Origin of the sequence: Mesorhizobium sp. M0676, from assembly GCF_040320535.1 — a bacterium.
Lineage (GTDB): Bacteria > Pseudomonadota > Alphaproteobacteria > Rhizobiales > Rhizobiaceae > Mesorhizobium.
The window spans coordinates 213641-228350 of sequence record NZ_JAMYPU010000001.1; the positions used below are offsets into that span (position 1 = coordinate 213641).

Genomic DNA, 14710 nt, shown 5'->3' on the forward strand with positions numbered 1-14710 from the left:
TTTCCGAAACGGGAGCAGGGTCTTGGCGACCACGATGATCACCACGCTGGACACTTCCTCGCGGGCCGCTGCACGCGGCTTGAGCGACATGTCGATCCGCAACCTCTTCATAATCCCGACGATCCTGTTCCTGATCGTCTTCAACATTTTCCCGCTGATCTATTCGCTGGGCTATTCCTTCACCGATTTCCGCGCGTCGACCAACGCGCCGGCAAATTTCGTCGGGCTGCAGAATTATCGCGACCTGCTCAACGATCCCTATGTCTGGTCCAACTTCGCCATCACCGCGAAGTACGTCATCATCTCGGTCGCGGGTCAGCTGCTCGTCGGCTTCGGCGTGGCCATGCTGCTCAACCGGGATATTCCCCTCAAGGGTCTCATCACAACGCTGCTGCTGCTGCCGATGATGCTGTCGATGGCCGTCGTCGGTCTGTTCTGGAAACTGCTCTATGATCCGTCATGGGGGGTCATCAACTATGCGCTTGGCCTCGGCAATTTCGAGTGGCTGGCGGATCCCAAGATGGCGCTCTATGCGGTTGCGCTGACCGACATCTGGATGTGGTCGCCCTTCGTCATGCTTTTGTCGCTGGCCGGCCTTTCGGCGGTGCCGAAGCATCTCTACGAAGCAGCGGCGATCGACCGCGCCGGACCGTTCTACACCTTCTTCCGCATCACGCTGCCGCTGGTCGCGCCGATCCTGATGATCGCGGTCATCTTCCGCACCATGGAAGCGTTCAAGACCTTCGACCTCGCCTATATCCTGACCAGCCAGCCGACGGCCGAGCTGATCTCTATCCGGCTGTACAAGATGGCGTTCCAGGAATGGCAGACCGGGCGCTCCTGCGCGCTCGCCTACATCGTGCTGATCATGGTGCTGGCCATCACCAACATCTACGTCAAGTACCTCAACAAGGTGAAGGAGCGCTGAGATGGCCGCCGTCCGCACTTCTTCCGAAATAGGCTTCAATCGCGTCGCCATCGTCGCCGTCCTTTTGGTGACGATCATCTTCCTGGCGCCGATCTACTGGATCGCCTCGACGGCGTTCAAGCCGCGCAATCTTGCCACGACCATCCCGCCGACGGTGGTGTTCCAGCCCGAGATATCACCGTTCGTCAAGCTGTTCACCAAGCGCTCGCAGATGCGCAACCCGCCGTCGCCGGAAGAGTATGCGGCGGCACCCTGGTGGGAACGTGTCGTGTTCGACGGCGGTGAAAAGATCGTGCGCGACGGCAAGGGCCAGGTGCAATGGTCCGGCTATCCGAGCCGCTTCATGAACTCGCTGATCATTGCCATCACCTCGACGGTGCTGGCTGTCGGCATGGGTACCTTCACCGCCTACGGCTTCTCGCGCTTCAAGGTGAAGGGGGAGGCGGATCTGCTCTTCTTCATCCTGTCGACGCGCATGCTGCCGCCGGTGGTGGTCGCGATCCCGATGTTCCTGATGTACCGGGCCGTCGGCCTCAACGATTCCCATATCGGGCTGATCATCCTTTATACCGCCTTCAACCTGTCCTTTTCGGTGTGGCTGATGAAGGGGTTCATGGACGAGATCCCGAAGGAGTATGAAGAGGCAGCGCTGGTCGACGGCTACACCCGCATGGAAGCCTTCTTCAAGATCGTGCTGCCGGAGGCCGCCACCGGCATCGCCGCGACCGCGGTTTTCTGCTTCATCACGGCGTGGAACGAGTATGCTTTCGCGCTGATCATGACCAACCGCCGCGCCCAGACGGCGCCGCCCTTCATCCCCAGCCAGGTCGGCGCCGGCCTGCCCGACTGGACGGTGATCGCCGCCGGAACCTTCCTGTTCCTGCTGCCGGTCGCAATCTTCACCTTCCTGCTCCGCAACCATTTGCTGCGCGGCATGTCCTTCGGAGCGATCCGCAAATGAGCTTTCGAGCCATCAACCAGAAATATCTCGAACCGGGGTCTCAGGTGCTGATGGTCCTCGGCATCATCGCGCTTTGCCAGCCGTGGAACCTGCTGCTGCACAGCTATGGCGTGACCATCATCCTGATCGGCCTGATCGGCTTCAACATCAGCTCGAAGATCGCGCCGGCGGAGAAGGCCGGTACCGGCCAGGTGCGCAATCCGGGAGCAGAGCATTGACCCAGATTGAGCTTCGCGGCGTCCAGAAATTCTTCGGTGCGGTCCAGGTCATCAAGGACCTCAACCTCAAGATCGACGACAACGAGTTCATCGTGCTGCTCGGTCAGTCGGGTTGCGGCAAGACGACGACATTGAGGGCGGTTGCCGGGCTGGAGACGATCGACGGCGGTGACATCCTCATCGACGGCAAGCCGGTGCAACACCTCAAGGCCGCCGACCGCGACATAGCCATGGTGTTCCAGTCGTTCTCGCTCTACCCGCATATGAGCGTCTATGAGAACATTGCTTTTCCCTTGCGCGCGACGCGCAAGAGCAAGGCCGAGATCGATAGCGAGGTGCGCTCGGTCGCCAAGACGCTGCAGATCACGGAACTGCTGGCCAAGAAGCCGTCGGCGCTGTCGGGCGGCGACATGCAGCGTGTGGCCATCGGCCGGGCTCTGGTGCGGCGGCCGAAGGCGATGCTGATGGACGAGCCGATCGGCGCCCTCGACGCCAAGCTGCGCGAAGAGATGCGGGCCGAGATCAAGCGGCTGCACATCAAACAGGGCTCGACCACCATCTATGTCACGCACGACCAGATCGAGGCGATGAGCCTCGCCGACCGCATCGTGATCATGCATGAGGGCGTGCTGCAGCAGGTCGGTTCGCCCGACGAGGTCTATTCGCATCCGGCCAATCTGTTCGTGGCGCAGTTCGTCGGCAGCCCGGTGATGAACGTCGCCGACGCGGCGATCGCCGAGACCGCTTCGGCGGCCTCGGTCACCCTCGGTGGCGCTGCCGCCGGCTTCGAATTCCCGCGCACGCTTTTGTCCAAGCTCAACGGCCATGCCGGCGGCCAGCTTGCGCTCGGCATCCGGCCGGAAGGCGTGCTGGTGCGCCATGAAGCGGCGGAGGGTTTCGTGCCGGTCGAGACACAGATCGTCGAGCCGCTCGGCTCGTTTGACATTGTCGATCTCAAGGTCGGCTCCAAGATGCTGCGCGCGCGCACCAAGAGCGGCTTCGTCGGCGGCCCGGGCGAAAAGGTTTTCGCCAGGATCGATCCGGCGCAGGCACATTTCTTCGACACGGCAAGCGGCAAGTCGCTTGAGGTGAGGCTCTGATGGCTCATATCCAGCTCAAGAATATTTCCAAGAGCTTCGGCAACCACACCGCACTGACCGGGCTCGATCTCGAGATCGCCGATGGCGAGTTCTTCGTGCTGCTCGGCGAGACCGGCGCCGGCAAGACGACGACGCTGCGCATGATCGCGGGTCTGGAAAAGCCGACCGAGGGTCAGGTGTTCATCGACGGCGTCGACGTCGCCGACTGGGGTGCGGCCGAGCGCGACGTGGCGCTGGTGCTTCAGCAATATTCGCTCTATCCGCGCTATACGGTCCGCGAAAATCTCGAATTCCCGCTGAAGCCGAAGATACGTCGGCTGCCGGATGCCGAGATCAAGGACCGTGTTGCACGAGCGGCCAAGACACTGCGGATCGAGCATCTGCTCGACCGCAAGACCGACCGCCTTTCAGGCGGCGAAATGCAGCGCGTCTCTATCGGGCGCGCCATCGTGCGCAAGCCGCGCGTGTTCCTGATGGACGAACCGCTGTCGGCGCTGGACGCCAAACTGCGCGAGGCGCTGCGCACGGAACTGAAGAACCTGCAGATCCAGCTTGGCGCCACCTTTCTGTTCGTCACCCACGACCAGATCGAGGCGATGTCGATGGGCGACAAAGTGGGCGTGCTCAACCATGGCCGCATCATCCAGACCGGCACGCCGCACGAGATCTATAACAACCCGCGCGATACCTATGTGGCGAGCTTCGTCGGCTCGCCGCCGATGAACCTGATCGATGGCAAGCTGGTCAACGGCCGCGCGGTGATGGCGCCGCTGAATTTCGAACTGCCTTTCTCTGGGGGTGCCAAGGCGGGCGGTGCGACCGACGGTCGCCCGCTCGTCTTCGGTATTCGACCTGAGGATGTGTATCTTGAAAGCGGTGCGCCGGTCGAGGCACGCGTCCACGATGTTGAGAACCATGGCGTGGAAAAGATCCTGACTCTGCGGGTCGGCGACACTACGCTACGCGCCACGGTGCCGGCCAGAACCGATGTCCAGATCGAGCAGCCGGTGCGCTTTGCCTGGAATCAGGACAAGGTGGTGCTGTTCGACAAGGGCAGCGGCGTGAGCTTGCGGCACGCCAGCTAATTTAGACTACATCCACTCCCAGCTTGCGCAGCGGCCCATCACGGTTTTCGGGCCGCTGTTTTGGTGATGGCTGCAACGAAGCACTTGAGGCTTTCCTCGACATAGGTGGCCACCTCGATCGTCGGGTCAAAACTCCACCACAGCAGTGAGCCCTGCCAATGCGATGCCATCAGCAGGCCGATGTCGCGCGGGGTGTCGGGCGTTCCGGCCAAGCAAGCCGCAAGGGCCTCGCTCAGGAACGCTTTCCAGGCGGCGCCTCGCGCCCTGAGCACGGGGTCGCGCAGATCCTCGCGCAGGACGAGCAGGCCCTCGGCGTAGGCTTCGATGCCGCCGTAGCCCTGCGACAGCCCCACCAGCAATTCGATCGCGCCGGCCGGCGTTTTGGGAACGGTGGCTGCGAGTTCCCTCGTCTTGGCATCGAGGCCATCCCACGCTTGCAGCAAGGTGCGCTGCTTCAGCTGCGCCTTGTTGCCGAAACGCTGCACCAGTGTTGCGCCAGAGAGGCCGCACGCCTTTGCCAGCCGCTCGAAGGTGAGCGCCTCGGGTCCATGTTCGTGAATCAATCCCAACGCGGCTTCCAGCACCTGCTCGTCGGATTTGGTTTTTGGTCGCGTCACCTTGACATCTCAAATAACCGAATAATCATTTATATATAATGCGAGCGGCGTAAGCCAGATCGGTTTGGTCGATAGATTCGGTTGGGAGACTACCATGACGTTGCAAGGAAAGGTCGCCCTGGTCGCCGGCGCCACGCGTGGTGCCGGGCGGGGGATCGCGGTTGAACTCGGCGCCGCCGGCGCCACCGTCTATGTCACCGGGCGCACCACACGCAGCCAGCAATCCGACTATGCCCGGCCCGAAACCATCGAGGAGACGGCGGAGCTGGTTTGTTCGCATGGCGGCAAGGGCATTGCCGTGCAAGTCGATCATATGGTGAGTGATGATGTGCGCAGTCTGGTCGAGCGCATCCGGGCCGAACAGGGTCGGCTCGACATTCTGGTCAACGATATCTGGGGCGGCGAAAAGCTGTTCGAGTGGAATAAGCCGGTCTGGGACCACAATCTGGAAAACGGCCTGCGCCTGTTGCGGCTCGGCATCGACACGCATCTGATCACCGCGCATCATGCGCTGCCGCTGATGATCGAGCGGCCGGGCGGGCTGCTGGTCGAGGTCACTGACGGCACCGCCGAGTACAATGCCGATCACTATCGGCTGTCGCCGTTCTACGATCTCGCCAAGGTCGCGGTGAACCGCATGGCATGGGCACACGCCAAAGATCTTGCTGCGCATGGCGCCACCTCGGTGTCGCTGACGCCCGGATGGCTGCGTTCCGAAATGATGCTGGAGGCGTTTGGCGTCACCGAAGACAATTGGCGCGACGCCACCGCCAACGTGCCGCATTTCGTCATTTCCGAAACGCCGCGCTTTGTCGGCCGCGCGGTCGCGTCGCTTGCGGCGGATCCGGATCGTGCGCGCTGGAACGGCCAGTCGCTGTCCAGCGGTGGGTTGGCGCAGATTTATGGTTTTACCGATCTCGACGGCTCACGCCCGGACGCCTGGCGCTATGTTCCGGAGGTACAGGACGCCGGCAAACCTGCCGATGCCGCGGGTTACCGGTAAGCTTAGACCGAGCGGCCATCGAAGTCGAAAATCGACAGACCGACAGCATCAATATCCGCAACGCAGTTAAGGTTGACGTAGGCGCTGCGTTCGTTGCCCTGACTGACATCCTCGGCGAAGGGATGGATGCCGCAGGTCCGGCAGAAGCGATGCGCCAATACGTGATTGTTGAACGTATAGGTGCCGAGATCATCGCCCCATGCGAGCACCTTCAGGCTGTCATGCGGGATGGCGCATAACAGCACGCCCTTGCGCCTGCACATCGAACAATTGCACCGCACGGCGCCGGTCAGTTCGGCTTTGAATTCGAACGCTACCTTGCCGCAGTGGCAGCTGCCTTTGTACAGCATCATCTCTTCCTATCGCTGGCAGGTGCAAAGGCACGCTGTCCGGGTTATTCCTTCCGCTGACCTAGCGGCCCATATGCCTTAAAGACGCTCCACCTTGACGGAATCCGACATCGACATGCAATCAATCCGCGATCGTCTTGAGATCATCCTGTCACGTCTTGCCAATTGCGCGGCAGGCGAGAAGGTGTTCACCAAACTCTATGCCGAGGCGGCGCGCGCAGCGGCCGAGGCCACCGATGCGCGCAAGAAGGCCGGCGTATCGCTCGGGCCGCTCGACGGCGCCATCATCTCGATCAAGGATCTGTTCGATGTCGCCGGTGAATCGACCACGGCCGGTTCGCTGATGTTGAGGGACACCGCGCCCCGTCGGCACGACGCTGCGGTCGTCAACCGTCTGCGCCAGGCCGGCGCCGTCATCATCGGCAAGACCAACATGACCGAATTCGCCTTCACCGCCATCGGCGACAACATGCACTACGGCACACCGGGCAATGCCGCCGACACCAGCCGCATTCCGGGCGGTTCGTCGTCGGGCGCCGCCGTGTCCGTTGGCGAGGGGACGAGCGACATTTCCATCGGCTCCGACACCGGCGGTTCGGTGCGCATCCCGGCATCGCTGAACGGCGTCGTCGGTTTCAAGCCGACGGCGCGGCGCGTGCCGCTGACTGGTGCCTATCCCCTTTCTGCGACGCTGGATTCGATCGGGCCGCTGGCGCTGAGTGTTGCTGCGTGTGCCCTGGCTGACGCCGCGATGACGGGCGAGCAGATGCCGCAACTGCACCTGCCGTTAGCGCTTGCCGGGCTTCGTGTCGGCATTCCGCGCGGCCTGCTTTTCGAAGACACGGAAACGGAGATTGCCGCCGCGTTCGATCGCAGCCTTGCCGGGATCGAGCAGGCAGGCGCGTGGCTCACGGACATTTCGATCGACGACCTCATTGCCGATCTGCGCCTGGCCACCAAACGCGGCTCGATCGCGGCCATGGAAGGTGCTGAAATCCATGCCGACTGGCTGGCGACGGGCGCATCGATGCCGGTCGATCCCCATGTAAGCGGGCCGCTGTCGCGGGCGGCGGCCATACCGACGCCGGTTTATATCAGGGCAATGCGTCGTCGCGCGGCACTGTGCATAGCCATGGACGAGCGGTTGGGTTCGGTCGATGTGCTGGCTCTGCCGACCACGCCGGCGACAGCGCCGACTATCGTTTCGATGGCCGAGGATACGGCTCTGCGTGAACGCACTGAAGGTCTGCTGCTGCGCAACACCCAGGTCGCCAACCAGTTCGACCTCTGCGCGATCTCGCTACCGATGCCCGGCATGACGCTGCCGGCCGGGCTGATGCTGGTGGCGCGCAATGGCCATGACCACCATCTGCTGCGCATCGCGGCTGAAATCGAGCGGCTGCTTGGTCGGTAATAGTCAACCCGACGAGCAGTGCTTGCGTTCGCTGTCCTTGGCGGTGCGTAGGATGCCCGTCGCGAACAATGTCGGCACGTCGTGCTGCTTGCCGTTGAAGCTGTGTGGGCGGTTCTCGATTGTTCCTGTGACAACGAGCTTGCCGGCATAGAGCTTGTCGGAAAGGTCAAGCGCCTTGTCCTGCTGCGGCAAGCCGTCGATGTCGACCCACACACCCTTGACGACCTTTCCGGTGGCGAGGTCGAGCGCGCTGGTAGAAGGGCAGGGCGCCATCACGCAGCGCAGGCCGTTGTCGCAAGGCACGTAGCTGCTTTCGGCCTGAGCCTTGGCTGTCCCTACGCTTGTACCGGCAATCAGAAGAAGAACTCTCACGACGCTCTTGACCATATCGGCGAAGGTCGACGCCAAATCCGCGAAAATTGAGGCGGCTTGCAGAAACGTCAGTCGGCAGGAAACCGTCTGCGGTAATGCTCGACCACGTCGGGATTGCGCAGATTGACAGGCAGCCGGTTGGCCAGCACCAGCAAGGTCTCGCCGGCAGCACCCACCCCCATGCGCATCATCGACTGCTCGGTAATGCCGGCCATGTGCGGGGTGACGATGACATTGTCGAAGCTGAAATAGGGATGAGCCGGCGGCAGCGGCTGCGTGGCAAAGACATCGAGCGCGGCGCCGCCGATGCGGTCCTTGCGCAAGGCCTCGATCAGCGCCTCGTCATCGATCACCGGCCCGCGCGAAATGTTGATCAAAAGCGTATCGGGCTTCATGCGGGCAATGCGTTCGCGGCTGATCAAGCCGCGCGTCTCTTCCGTCAGCGGGCAGCAGAGCACGATGATGTCGCTCTGTTCGACCAGCGCATCGATCGACAGGAAGCCGATCCTGTCGGGTGCCGGCTGCATGCTGCGGGTCGTCGCCACGACGTCGAGGCCAAAGCCGTGCGCGGCGATATGGGCGACTGCCTGACCGATGGCGCCGAAGCCGATGATGCCGATGGTCTTGCCGGCAAGCTCGCTGGCATGGCTGGCGTGGTCGCGGCCGGCATTCCAGCCCTTGGCGCGCAAGTCGCGGTCGACCGAACGGAAGCGCCGAAGCAGGGCAAGGGCCGCGAACATCACATATTCAGCGACCGAACGCGCATTGACCGCCGGCACGTTGGCGACCAGCACGCCGGCCGCGGCCGCGGCCTCCATCGGCACCATGTCGAGCCCGGCGCCGTGGCGGACCGCTGCTCTGAGTTTCGTGGCGTTTTCGAACAGCGACGGCGGCAGCGGTGCGCGAACGATGATGACGTCGGCATGCTTCGCCTCGGCGGTCAGCGTTGCCGCATCAAGCGCTGAGGCGACGACGAGTTCACCGGCGCCCGCCAGCATTGCGGAGGCACCCGGATGCAGCGTGTGCGTCGACAGGATTCTGGGCATGGGGCTCTCGCTAGTCGCAATTCTCAAAGGAAAGCGCCGCGCGCTTTTCCCAGAAAAACCGTTTCACACCTTTTCTGGAATTGCACTAGACCTTCTCAAGTGCCAGGCTTTGCGCTTGCGCCTCCCGGCCCTCGATGATCCCCTTCCAGTAGCTTTCCGCGCCTTGCAGGTGGGCGCTCATCAGCGCCTGGGCGAGATTGCCGTCGCGACGCAGCAGCGCCTCGTAGATCTGGATATGCTCGGCATGCGAGCGCACTGAGCGCTCGGGATCGTTGAAGTAGATCGGCAGCCGCTGCTCGCCCATCAGGTAATAGACACTGCAGATATTGTGGAAGACGCCGTTCTTGGTCGCCCGCACGATTTCGAGGTGGAATTCGCGGTCTTCCTTGGCGAGGCCTTCGCCGGCGGCGATGCACTCCTCCGAGGCTTTCAGGATCTCCCGCAGGCGTTCGAAATTCTCTTCGGTGGCACGCGAACAGGCAAGTTCGGCGGCCTTGATCTCGTGGATCTTGCGCAGTTCGACGGTCTCGTAGATCTGCACCGGATCGAGCGGCAGGCCCGCGCGGGCGAAAAGAGCCAAGGCTTCTACACTGGCCTGCCTGGTGCAGACATAGATGCCGGATTTGGCGCGGCGCTCGACGATGCGCATGGCCTCCAGAATGGCCAGCGCTTCGCGGATCTGGCCGCGGCTGACGACGAAATGCTCCGCCAGTTCGCGCTCCGAAGGCGTGCGGCCGGTCTCCTTGTCCGAATGGGCGAAGAGATAGGCGGCGAGCTCGGCGAGAAGGTTCTTTTCTTTCATCGTCAACCGCGTTGCGCGTGCGCCTCCAGGAACCGCTCCGAAATGGTGAATCCCAGACCCGGCTTTTCAGGGATCGCTATCATACCGTCCCTTGCTTCGACAGTCTCTTCGATAAGATCGTGGATCATCGGGTTGGCGCCGAGCGAATATTCGACGGTAAAACTGGCAGGCGAGGCCGCACAAACATGCAGGCCGGCGAAGAAGCATGGCGCGCCGGCCCACAGATGCGGGGCAAAGCGCAGATTGAAGGCACTGGCGATGGTGCCGATCTTCATCGCCTCGCTGATACCGCCGCAAAAGGCCGGATCCGGCTGGAAGATGTCGGCGGATTTCAGCACCGCGAGATCGCGGAAGGCGTAGCGCGTCGCTTCGCTTTCGCCGGTGGCGATCGGGATCGAGCCCGAGGCGCGCACCTCGGCCATACCAGCCTTGTCGTCGGCGATAACAGGCTCCTCGAACCAGGCGAGGTCGAGATCCCTGGCCAGGCTGATGAAGCGCTTGGCCTCGGCCACCGTATAGGTGCCATGCGCGTCGACCATCAACTCGACGTCAGGACCGAGCGCCTGCCGTGCGGCGCGGACGCGGGCGGCGGAAATGTGCGGGGCGCCGTCCATGGCGCCGACGCGCATCTTCAGCGCCTTGAAGCCGCCTTTGGCGATGTAGGATTTGAGCTGCTCGCCGATAGCGTCGGCGGCAGCCCAGCCGCCGGAGGCGTAGGCCGGCATGCGGTCGAGCTTGCGGCCGCCGATGAGCCGCCACACCGGCTGTCCCAACGACTTGCCCAGAATATCCCAGAGCGCGATATCGACGGCGCTGATTGCCGCAATGCTCATGCCGCGCCGCGCCAGCTGCGGCATGGCATGGCCGGCGCGCGCGGCACTGTCATGGCGCACGCCGTTGTAGAGCATCTCCCAGATCATGCCGATGTCGGCGGGGTCGCGGCCGATCAGCTGCGGCCCGACCTCCTGATTCAGCATGTAGACCAGCGCACCATAGCTGCCGGCGCTGCCGGCGGCGTTCTTGCCCTCGCCCCAGCCGATCAGCCCGTCGTCAGTCTCAATGCGCAGGATGGCGGCGTCGAACGTCGTCACCTGGCCAAAGTCGCTGCGATGCTGCTTCGCGGCCTCAATCGGCACGCGGACCCACCACGCCTGGACCGTTTTGATGCGCATCCCGATCGGCTACTTGATCAGCGGCAGCAGCGTTTCGGCCGTGATGCGCATCTGGTCGGTGTAGAATTTCTCCGTCAGCACGCTGGAGCCGTGATCCTGGATGAACTTCAGCTGTTCGGGAGAAATGTCGACCGGATTGCGCTCGACCATGTCGGGATAGGGCGCGGCGGGTGTGCGGTCGACTGGCGCGACAAATTCGTTCGTCAGCGCGCCGTCATAGCCGACTTCCTTCAGCGTCTGCACGATCCGTGGCCAATCAATCTGGCCAAGGCCGGCGGCAAAGCGGTTGTTGTCGGCGACGTGGAAGTCGAACAGCCGTTTGCCGACCTGACGGATCGCGTCATGGACGTTAAATTCTTCCATATGGATGTGATAGGCGTCGAGGCAGACGCCGCATTCGGGGCTGACCGCATCGGCCAGGGCCAACGCCTGCGCGCCGCGGTTGAACAGATAGGTCTCGAAGCGGTTGAGCGGCTCGACCGCGATCTTGACGCCGACCTTCTTGGCATGGGTGAAGCATTCGCGGGTGGCGTCGACCACCCACTTCCATTCCTCTTCCTCGGTGCCGTCCGGTACCACTTTGCCGACGGTCGCGGGCACCAGCGTTATGATCTCGCCATCAAGTTCGCTGACCATGGTCAGCACGTCCTTGACGTACTGCACCGAGCGTTCGCGCTGGCCCTGGTCCCTGGCGGCAAGGTTGCGTTCGCCCAGCATCAGCGTCACCGACCCCCAGCAGCGGATGCCGTATTCTTTCAGCAGCGCGCGGGTCTCCTTGGTCTTGTATTGCTCGGGCTCGCCGGAAATCTCGATCGACTCGTAGCCGAATTTCTTGATGCGCTTCAGCGTCACCTCCAACGGTTCCGCGCGCATCCAGTTGTGCGTCGAAAGATGCATGGTCTATCCTTCCCAGAATTCGTCTGTGCCAGTTCGCCTGCGATGCGCCCCACAAGGCGCGTCGCGTGTTTCCTCCCCAAGGCGCTCCAGCGTTTTTGCGCAACTGGTTCGACCAATTGGGCCCTAATGGAGGTCTACAGCAATTTTTGTCGCGCGGCAAGAACCGCCGCCATGCGATATCGGCATCTGTGTACCGTATTGATTATGCTGGTATATATCGCCAAAAATGGAATGCCCTGGCAGCTTTGCGCGTGAGTCAAATGGCTTGACCGATTTTCGGTATTTGGTAATACCAGAATGCCGATACGAGAATGCACATCGCAAGAGACCAAAGAGGCTGGCCCTGCTTTCATCAGGCGCTATGCTTGGTCCTTGGAAAAATGAATTGGGAGGATGCCGATGCCGTCGACAATGAAGGGTCCGGGGCTGTTTCTGGCGCAGTTCGCGGGGGATACCGCGCCGTTCAATTCGCTGGCCTCGATCACCAAATGGGCGGCCGGTCTCGGTTACAAGGGCGTGCAGATCCCGACCTGGGATGCACGCCTGTTCGACCTCAAGAAGGCGGCATCTTCCAAGACCTATTGCGACGAGGTGAAAGGCATCTGCGCGGATGCCGGCGTCGAGATCACCGAACTGTCGACGCATCTTCAAGGGCAGCTGGTGGCGGTGCACCCGGCCTATGATGCCCAGTTCGACGGCTTTGCACCGCCTGCGGTGCACAACAACCCCAAGGCCAGGCAGAAATGGGCGGTCGAACAGATGGAGTTCGGCGCCAAGGCCTCGAAGAATCTTGGCCTGAAAGCCTCGGTGACGTTTTCCGGCGCTCTGGCCTTCCCGTATCTCTATCCCTGGCCACAGCGGCCGGCCGGGCTGATCGAGGAGGCCTTTGCCGAACTCGGCAAGCGCTGGAAGCCGATCCTCGACGTCTATGACGAGAACGGCGTCGATGTCGGCTATGAGATCCATCCTGGCGAGGACATCTTCGACGGCGCCACGTTCGAAATGTTCCTCGATGCGGTTGGCGGCCACAAGCGCTGCAACATCAACTACGACCCATCGCATTTCCTTTTGCAGCAGCTCGACTATCTCGAATTCATCGACATCTATCACGAGCGGATCAAGGCCTTCCATGCCAAGGATGCCGAGTTCAATCCGACGGGGCGGCAAGGCGTCTATTCCGGCTATCAGAGCTGGACCAATCGCGCCGGCCGCTTCCGCTCGCTTGGCGACGGGCAGGTCGATTTCGGCGGCATCTTCTCCAAGCTTACCCAGTATGGCTACGATTCCTGGGCGGTGCTGGAGTGGGAGTGTTGCCTCAAGCATCCGGAGGACGGCGCGGCCGAAGGCGCGCCCTTCATCCAGCACCACATTATCCGGGTGACGGAAAAGGCCTTTGATGATTTCGCCGGCGGCACCACCGACAAGAAGATGCTGCGCGCCATGATGGGTATTTGAGACAAGCAGGAGAAAGACATGGTCGGCGCATCGAATTCGGAAGCGGGGGGCGGCCCGATCCGCTATGGTATGGTCGGCGGCGGCCAAGGCGCCTTCATCGGCGCGGTGCATCGGATCGCGGCGCGCATGGACAATGACTTCGTGCTGGTGGCCGGCGCCCTGTCGGCCAATCCCGAGCGCGCCAAGGCTTCCGCCGCCGAACTCGGTCTCGACCCGGCGCGCAGCTACGCCTCCTATGCCGAGATGGCCAAGGCCGAGGCCAAGCGCCCGGACGGCATCGAGGCGGTGGCGATCGTCACCCCCAACAATGTGCACGTGCCGGCGGCCAAGGTCTTCCTCGAGGCGGGCATCCACGTCATCTGCGACAAGCCGCTGGCGACGACTTTGGCCGAGGCCAAGAAGCTCGCGGCCGTGGTTGAAAAGACCGGCAAGGTGTTCGTGCTGACGCACAATTACACTGCCTATCCGATGATCCGGCAGGCGCGCGAGATGGTGGCCAAGGGGCAGCTTGGCGACATCCGCATCGTTCAGTCCGAGTACCCGCAGGACTGGCTGACCGAAGATCTTGCCGCCACCGGCCAGAAGCAGGCGGCGTGGCGCTCCGACCCCAAGCAGGCGGGCGCGGGCGGCGCGCTCGGCGACATCGGCACGCACGCCTACAATCTGGCGCGCTTCGTCTCGGGTCTGGAGCTCGATTCCCTGTCGGCCGATCTCGACGCTTTCGTGCCGGGGCGGCTGCTCGACGACAATGTCAATGTCATGCTGCGCTTCAAGCCGGTCGGCAAGGTGCATCCGGCCAAGGGCATGATCTGGGCGAGCCAGGTGGCGCCGGGCCACGAGAACGGGCTGAAGCTGCGCATCTATGGCTCTAAAGGCGGGCTGGAATGGGTGCAGGCCGATCCGAACTATCTCTGGTACACGCCGTTCGGCCAGCCCAAGCAGTTGCTCACCCGCAACGGCGCCGGCGCGCTGCCAGTTGCGGGACGCGTCAGCCGCGTTCCGTCTGGCCATCCGGAAGGCTATCTCGAAGGCTTCGCCAACATCTACCAGGAGGCGGCGCGGGCGATCCGCGCGGCACGCAAGAAGGGCGGCAAGCCGGGCAAGGACGTGGTGTTCCCGACCATCCAGGACGGCGTCGAAGGTATGGCGTTCATCGAGGCCTGCGTTAAGTCATCGAAGAAGAACGGGGCGTGGACGAAACTTTAGGGAGCGCCGGCGCCAAGTCTCTTCTCCCTTCGGGGAGAAGGTGGCCGCGAAGCGGCCGAATGAGGGCGCATGGTGCGAGATGCG

General features: G+C 62.8%; 16 protein-coding genes. 9 read left to right on the top strand and 7 right to left on the bottom strand.

What is annotated here, in order from left to right:
* The first annotated feature begins 22 nt into the window (after positions 1-22).
* From NKI35_RS01015 to NKI35_RS01035, 5 genes are read left to right on the top strand one after another with little or no spacing between them, the layout of a single operon-like run.
* On the top strand, positions 23-928 hold the full coding sequence (locus tag NKI35_RS01015) for a carbohydrate ABC transporter permease (RefSeq protein ID WP_023682997.1): 906 nt from the start codon (positions 23-25) through the stop codon (positions 926-928).
* Position 929: 1 nt separating this feature from the next.
* Positions 930-1889, top strand: a complete 960-nt coding sequence (locus NKI35_RS01020) for a carbohydrate ABC transporter permease (RefSeq protein WP_023682998.1) — start codon at positions 930-932, stop codon at positions 1887-1889.
* The gene (locus tag NKI35_RS01025) at positions 1886-2107 is read left to right on the top strand and encodes a hypothetical protein (RefSeq protein WP_352738107.1); all 222 of its coding nucleotides are present in this window, start codon (positions 1886-1888) and stop codon (positions 2105-2107) included. Before NKI35_RS01020 ends, NKI35_RS01025 begins: the two co-directional genes overlap by 4 nt.
* Positions 2104-3207 (top strand): ABC transporter ATP-binding protein, encoded by a 1104-nt coding sequence (locus tag NKI35_RS01030; protein ID WP_023692023.1) that lies wholly within the window; start codon positions 2104-2106, stop codon positions 3205-3207. Before NKI35_RS01025 ends, NKI35_RS01030 begins: the two co-directional genes overlap by 4 nt.
* Positions 3207-4292, top strand: coding sequence for an ABC transporter ATP-binding protein (locus NKI35_RS01035; protein WP_023669844.1), 1086 nt, complete (start codon positions 3207-3209; stop codon positions 4290-4292). Before NKI35_RS01030 ends, NKI35_RS01035 begins: the two co-directional genes overlap by 1 nt.
* Before the next feature lie 38 nt (positions 4293-4330).
* Here the strand turns inward: NKI35_RS01035 and NKI35_RS01040 are convergent, their stop codons facing one another.
* A complete protein-coding gene (locus NKI35_RS01040; RefSeq protein WP_023692022.1) occupies positions 4331-4909 on the bottom strand; it encodes a TetR/AcrR family transcriptional regulator in 579 nt (192 codons plus the stop codon).
* 94 nt (positions 4910-5003) lie between these two features.
* Between NKI35_RS01040 and NKI35_RS01045 the strand changes: the two genes are divergently transcribed.
* Complete coding sequence (locus tag NKI35_RS01045) at positions 5004-5912, top strand: SDR family oxidoreductase (protein ID WP_352738111.1); 909 nt, start codon at positions 5004-5006, stop codon at positions 5910-5912.
* 2 nt (positions 5913-5914) lie between these two features.
* On the opposite strand, the gene NKI35_RS01050 is transcribed toward NKI35_RS01045, so the two are convergent.
* Positions 5915-6262, bottom strand: coding sequence for a GFA family protein (locus NKI35_RS01050; RefSeq protein ID WP_023692020.1), 348 nt, complete (start codon positions 6260-6262; stop codon positions 5915-5917).
* Between the two features lie 115 nt (positions 6263-6377).
* Between NKI35_RS01050 and NKI35_RS01055 the strand changes: the two genes are divergently transcribed.
* Entirely contained in the window at positions 6378-7676 is a 1299-nt protein-coding gene (locus NKI35_RS01055; RefSeq protein ID WP_352738284.1) for an amidase, read from the top strand.
* A 3-nt stretch (positions 7677-7679) separates the two neighbouring features.
* On the opposite strand, the gene NKI35_RS01060 is transcribed toward NKI35_RS01055, so the two are convergent.
* From NKI35_RS01060 to NKI35_RS01080, 5 genes are all read right to left on the bottom strand, one after another.
* Positions 7680-8048, bottom strand: coding sequence for a hypothetical protein (locus tag NKI35_RS01060; protein ID WP_245261902.1), 369 nt, complete (start codon positions 8046-8048; stop codon positions 7680-7682).
* A gap of 68 nt (positions 8049-8116) precedes the next feature.
* A complete protein-coding gene (locus tag NKI35_RS01065) occupies positions 8117-9094 on the bottom strand; it encodes an NAD(P)-dependent oxidoreductase (protein WP_352738113.1) in 978 nt (325 codons plus the stop codon).
* Between the two features lie 85 nt (positions 9095-9179).
* Entirely contained in the window at positions 9180-9896 is a 717-nt protein-coding gene (locus NKI35_RS01070) for a FadR/GntR family transcriptional regulator (protein ID WP_352738115.1), read from the bottom strand.
* 2 nt (positions 9897-9898) lie between these two features.
* Positions 9899-11068 carry a mandelate racemase/muconate lactonizing enzyme family protein gene (locus NKI35_RS01075; RefSeq protein ID WP_352738117.1) on the bottom strand — a complete coding sequence of 390 codons (1170 nt, stop codon included), beginning with the start codon at positions 11066-11068 and terminating at the stop codon, positions 9899-9901.
* Between the two features lie 9 nt (positions 11069-11077).
* Positions 11078-11965, bottom strand: a complete 888-nt coding sequence (locus NKI35_RS01080) for a sugar phosphate isomerase/epimerase family protein (RefSeq protein WP_023692016.1) — start codon at positions 11963-11965, stop codon at positions 11078-11080.
* 399 nt (positions 11966-12364) lie between these two features.
* On the opposite strand from NKI35_RS01080, the gene NKI35_RS01085 reads away from it, so the two are divergent.
* Both NKI35_RS01085 and NKI35_RS01090 read left to right on the top strand, forming a co-directional pair.
* On the top strand, positions 12365-13420 hold the full coding sequence (locus NKI35_RS01085; protein ID WP_023744061.1) for a sugar phosphate isomerase/epimerase family protein: 1056 nt from the start codon (positions 12365-12367) through the stop codon (positions 13418-13420).
* An 18-nt stretch (positions 13421-13438) separates the two neighbouring features.
* Positions 13439-14626: a Gfo/Idh/MocA family protein gene (locus tag NKI35_RS01090; RefSeq protein ID WP_023744062.1), complete on the top strand. Its 1188-nt coding sequence runs from the start codon at positions 13439-13441 to the stop codon at positions 14624-14626.
* The last annotated feature ends 84 nt before the right edge of the window (positions 14627-14710 follow it).

Excerpts from the sequence above, each read along its gene's own strand:
- NKI35_RS01020 (WP_023682998.1), top strand. The coding sequence starts at position 930 with ATGGCCGCCGTCCGCACTTCTTCCGAAATAGGCTTCAATCGCGTCGCC.
- NKI35_RS01025 (WP_352738107.1), top strand. The coding sequence starts at position 1,886 with ATGAGCTTTCGAGCCATCAACCAGAAATATCTCGAACCGGGGTCTCAG.
- NKI35_RS01035 (WP_023669844.1), top strand. The coding sequence starts at position 3,207 with ATGGCTCATATCCAGCTCAAGAATATTTCCAAGAGCTTCGGCAACCAC.
- NKI35_RS01045 (WP_352738111.1), top strand. The coding sequence starts at position 5,004 with ATGACGTTGCAAGGAAAGGTCGCCCTGGTCGCCGGCGCCACGCGTGGT.
- NKI35_RS01050 (WP_023692020.1), bottom strand. The coding sequence starts at position 6,262 with ATGCTGTACAAAGGCAGCTGCCACTGCGGCAAGGTAGCGTTCGAATTC.
- NKI35_RS01055 (WP_352738284.1), top strand. The coding sequence starts at position 6,378 with ATGCAATCAATCCGCGATCGTCTTGAGATCATCCTGTCACGTCTTGCC.
- NKI35_RS01065 (WP_352738113.1), bottom strand. The coding sequence starts at position 9,094 with ATGCCCAGAATCCTGTCGACGCACACGCTGCATCCGGGTGCCTCCGCA.
- NKI35_RS01070 (WP_352738115.1), bottom strand. The coding sequence starts at position 9,896 with ATGAAAGAAAAGAACCTTCTCGCCGAGCTCGCCGCCTATCTCTTCGCC.
- NKI35_RS01075 (WP_352738117.1), bottom strand. The coding sequence starts at position 11,068 with ATGCGCATCAAAACGGTCCAGGCGTGGTGGGTCCGCGTGCCGATTGAG.
- NKI35_RS01080 (WP_023692016.1), bottom strand. The coding sequence starts at position 11,965 with ATGCATCTTTCGACGCACAACTGGATGCGCGCGGAACCGTTGGAGGTG.
- NKI35_RS01085 (WP_023744061.1), top strand. The coding sequence starts at position 12,365 with ATGCCGTCGACAATGAAGGGTCCGGGGCTGTTTCTGGCGCAGTTCGCG.
- NKI35_RS01090 (WP_023744062.1), top strand. The coding sequence starts at position 13,439 with ATGGTCGGCGCATCGAATTCGGAAGCGGGGGGCGGCCCGATCCGCTAT.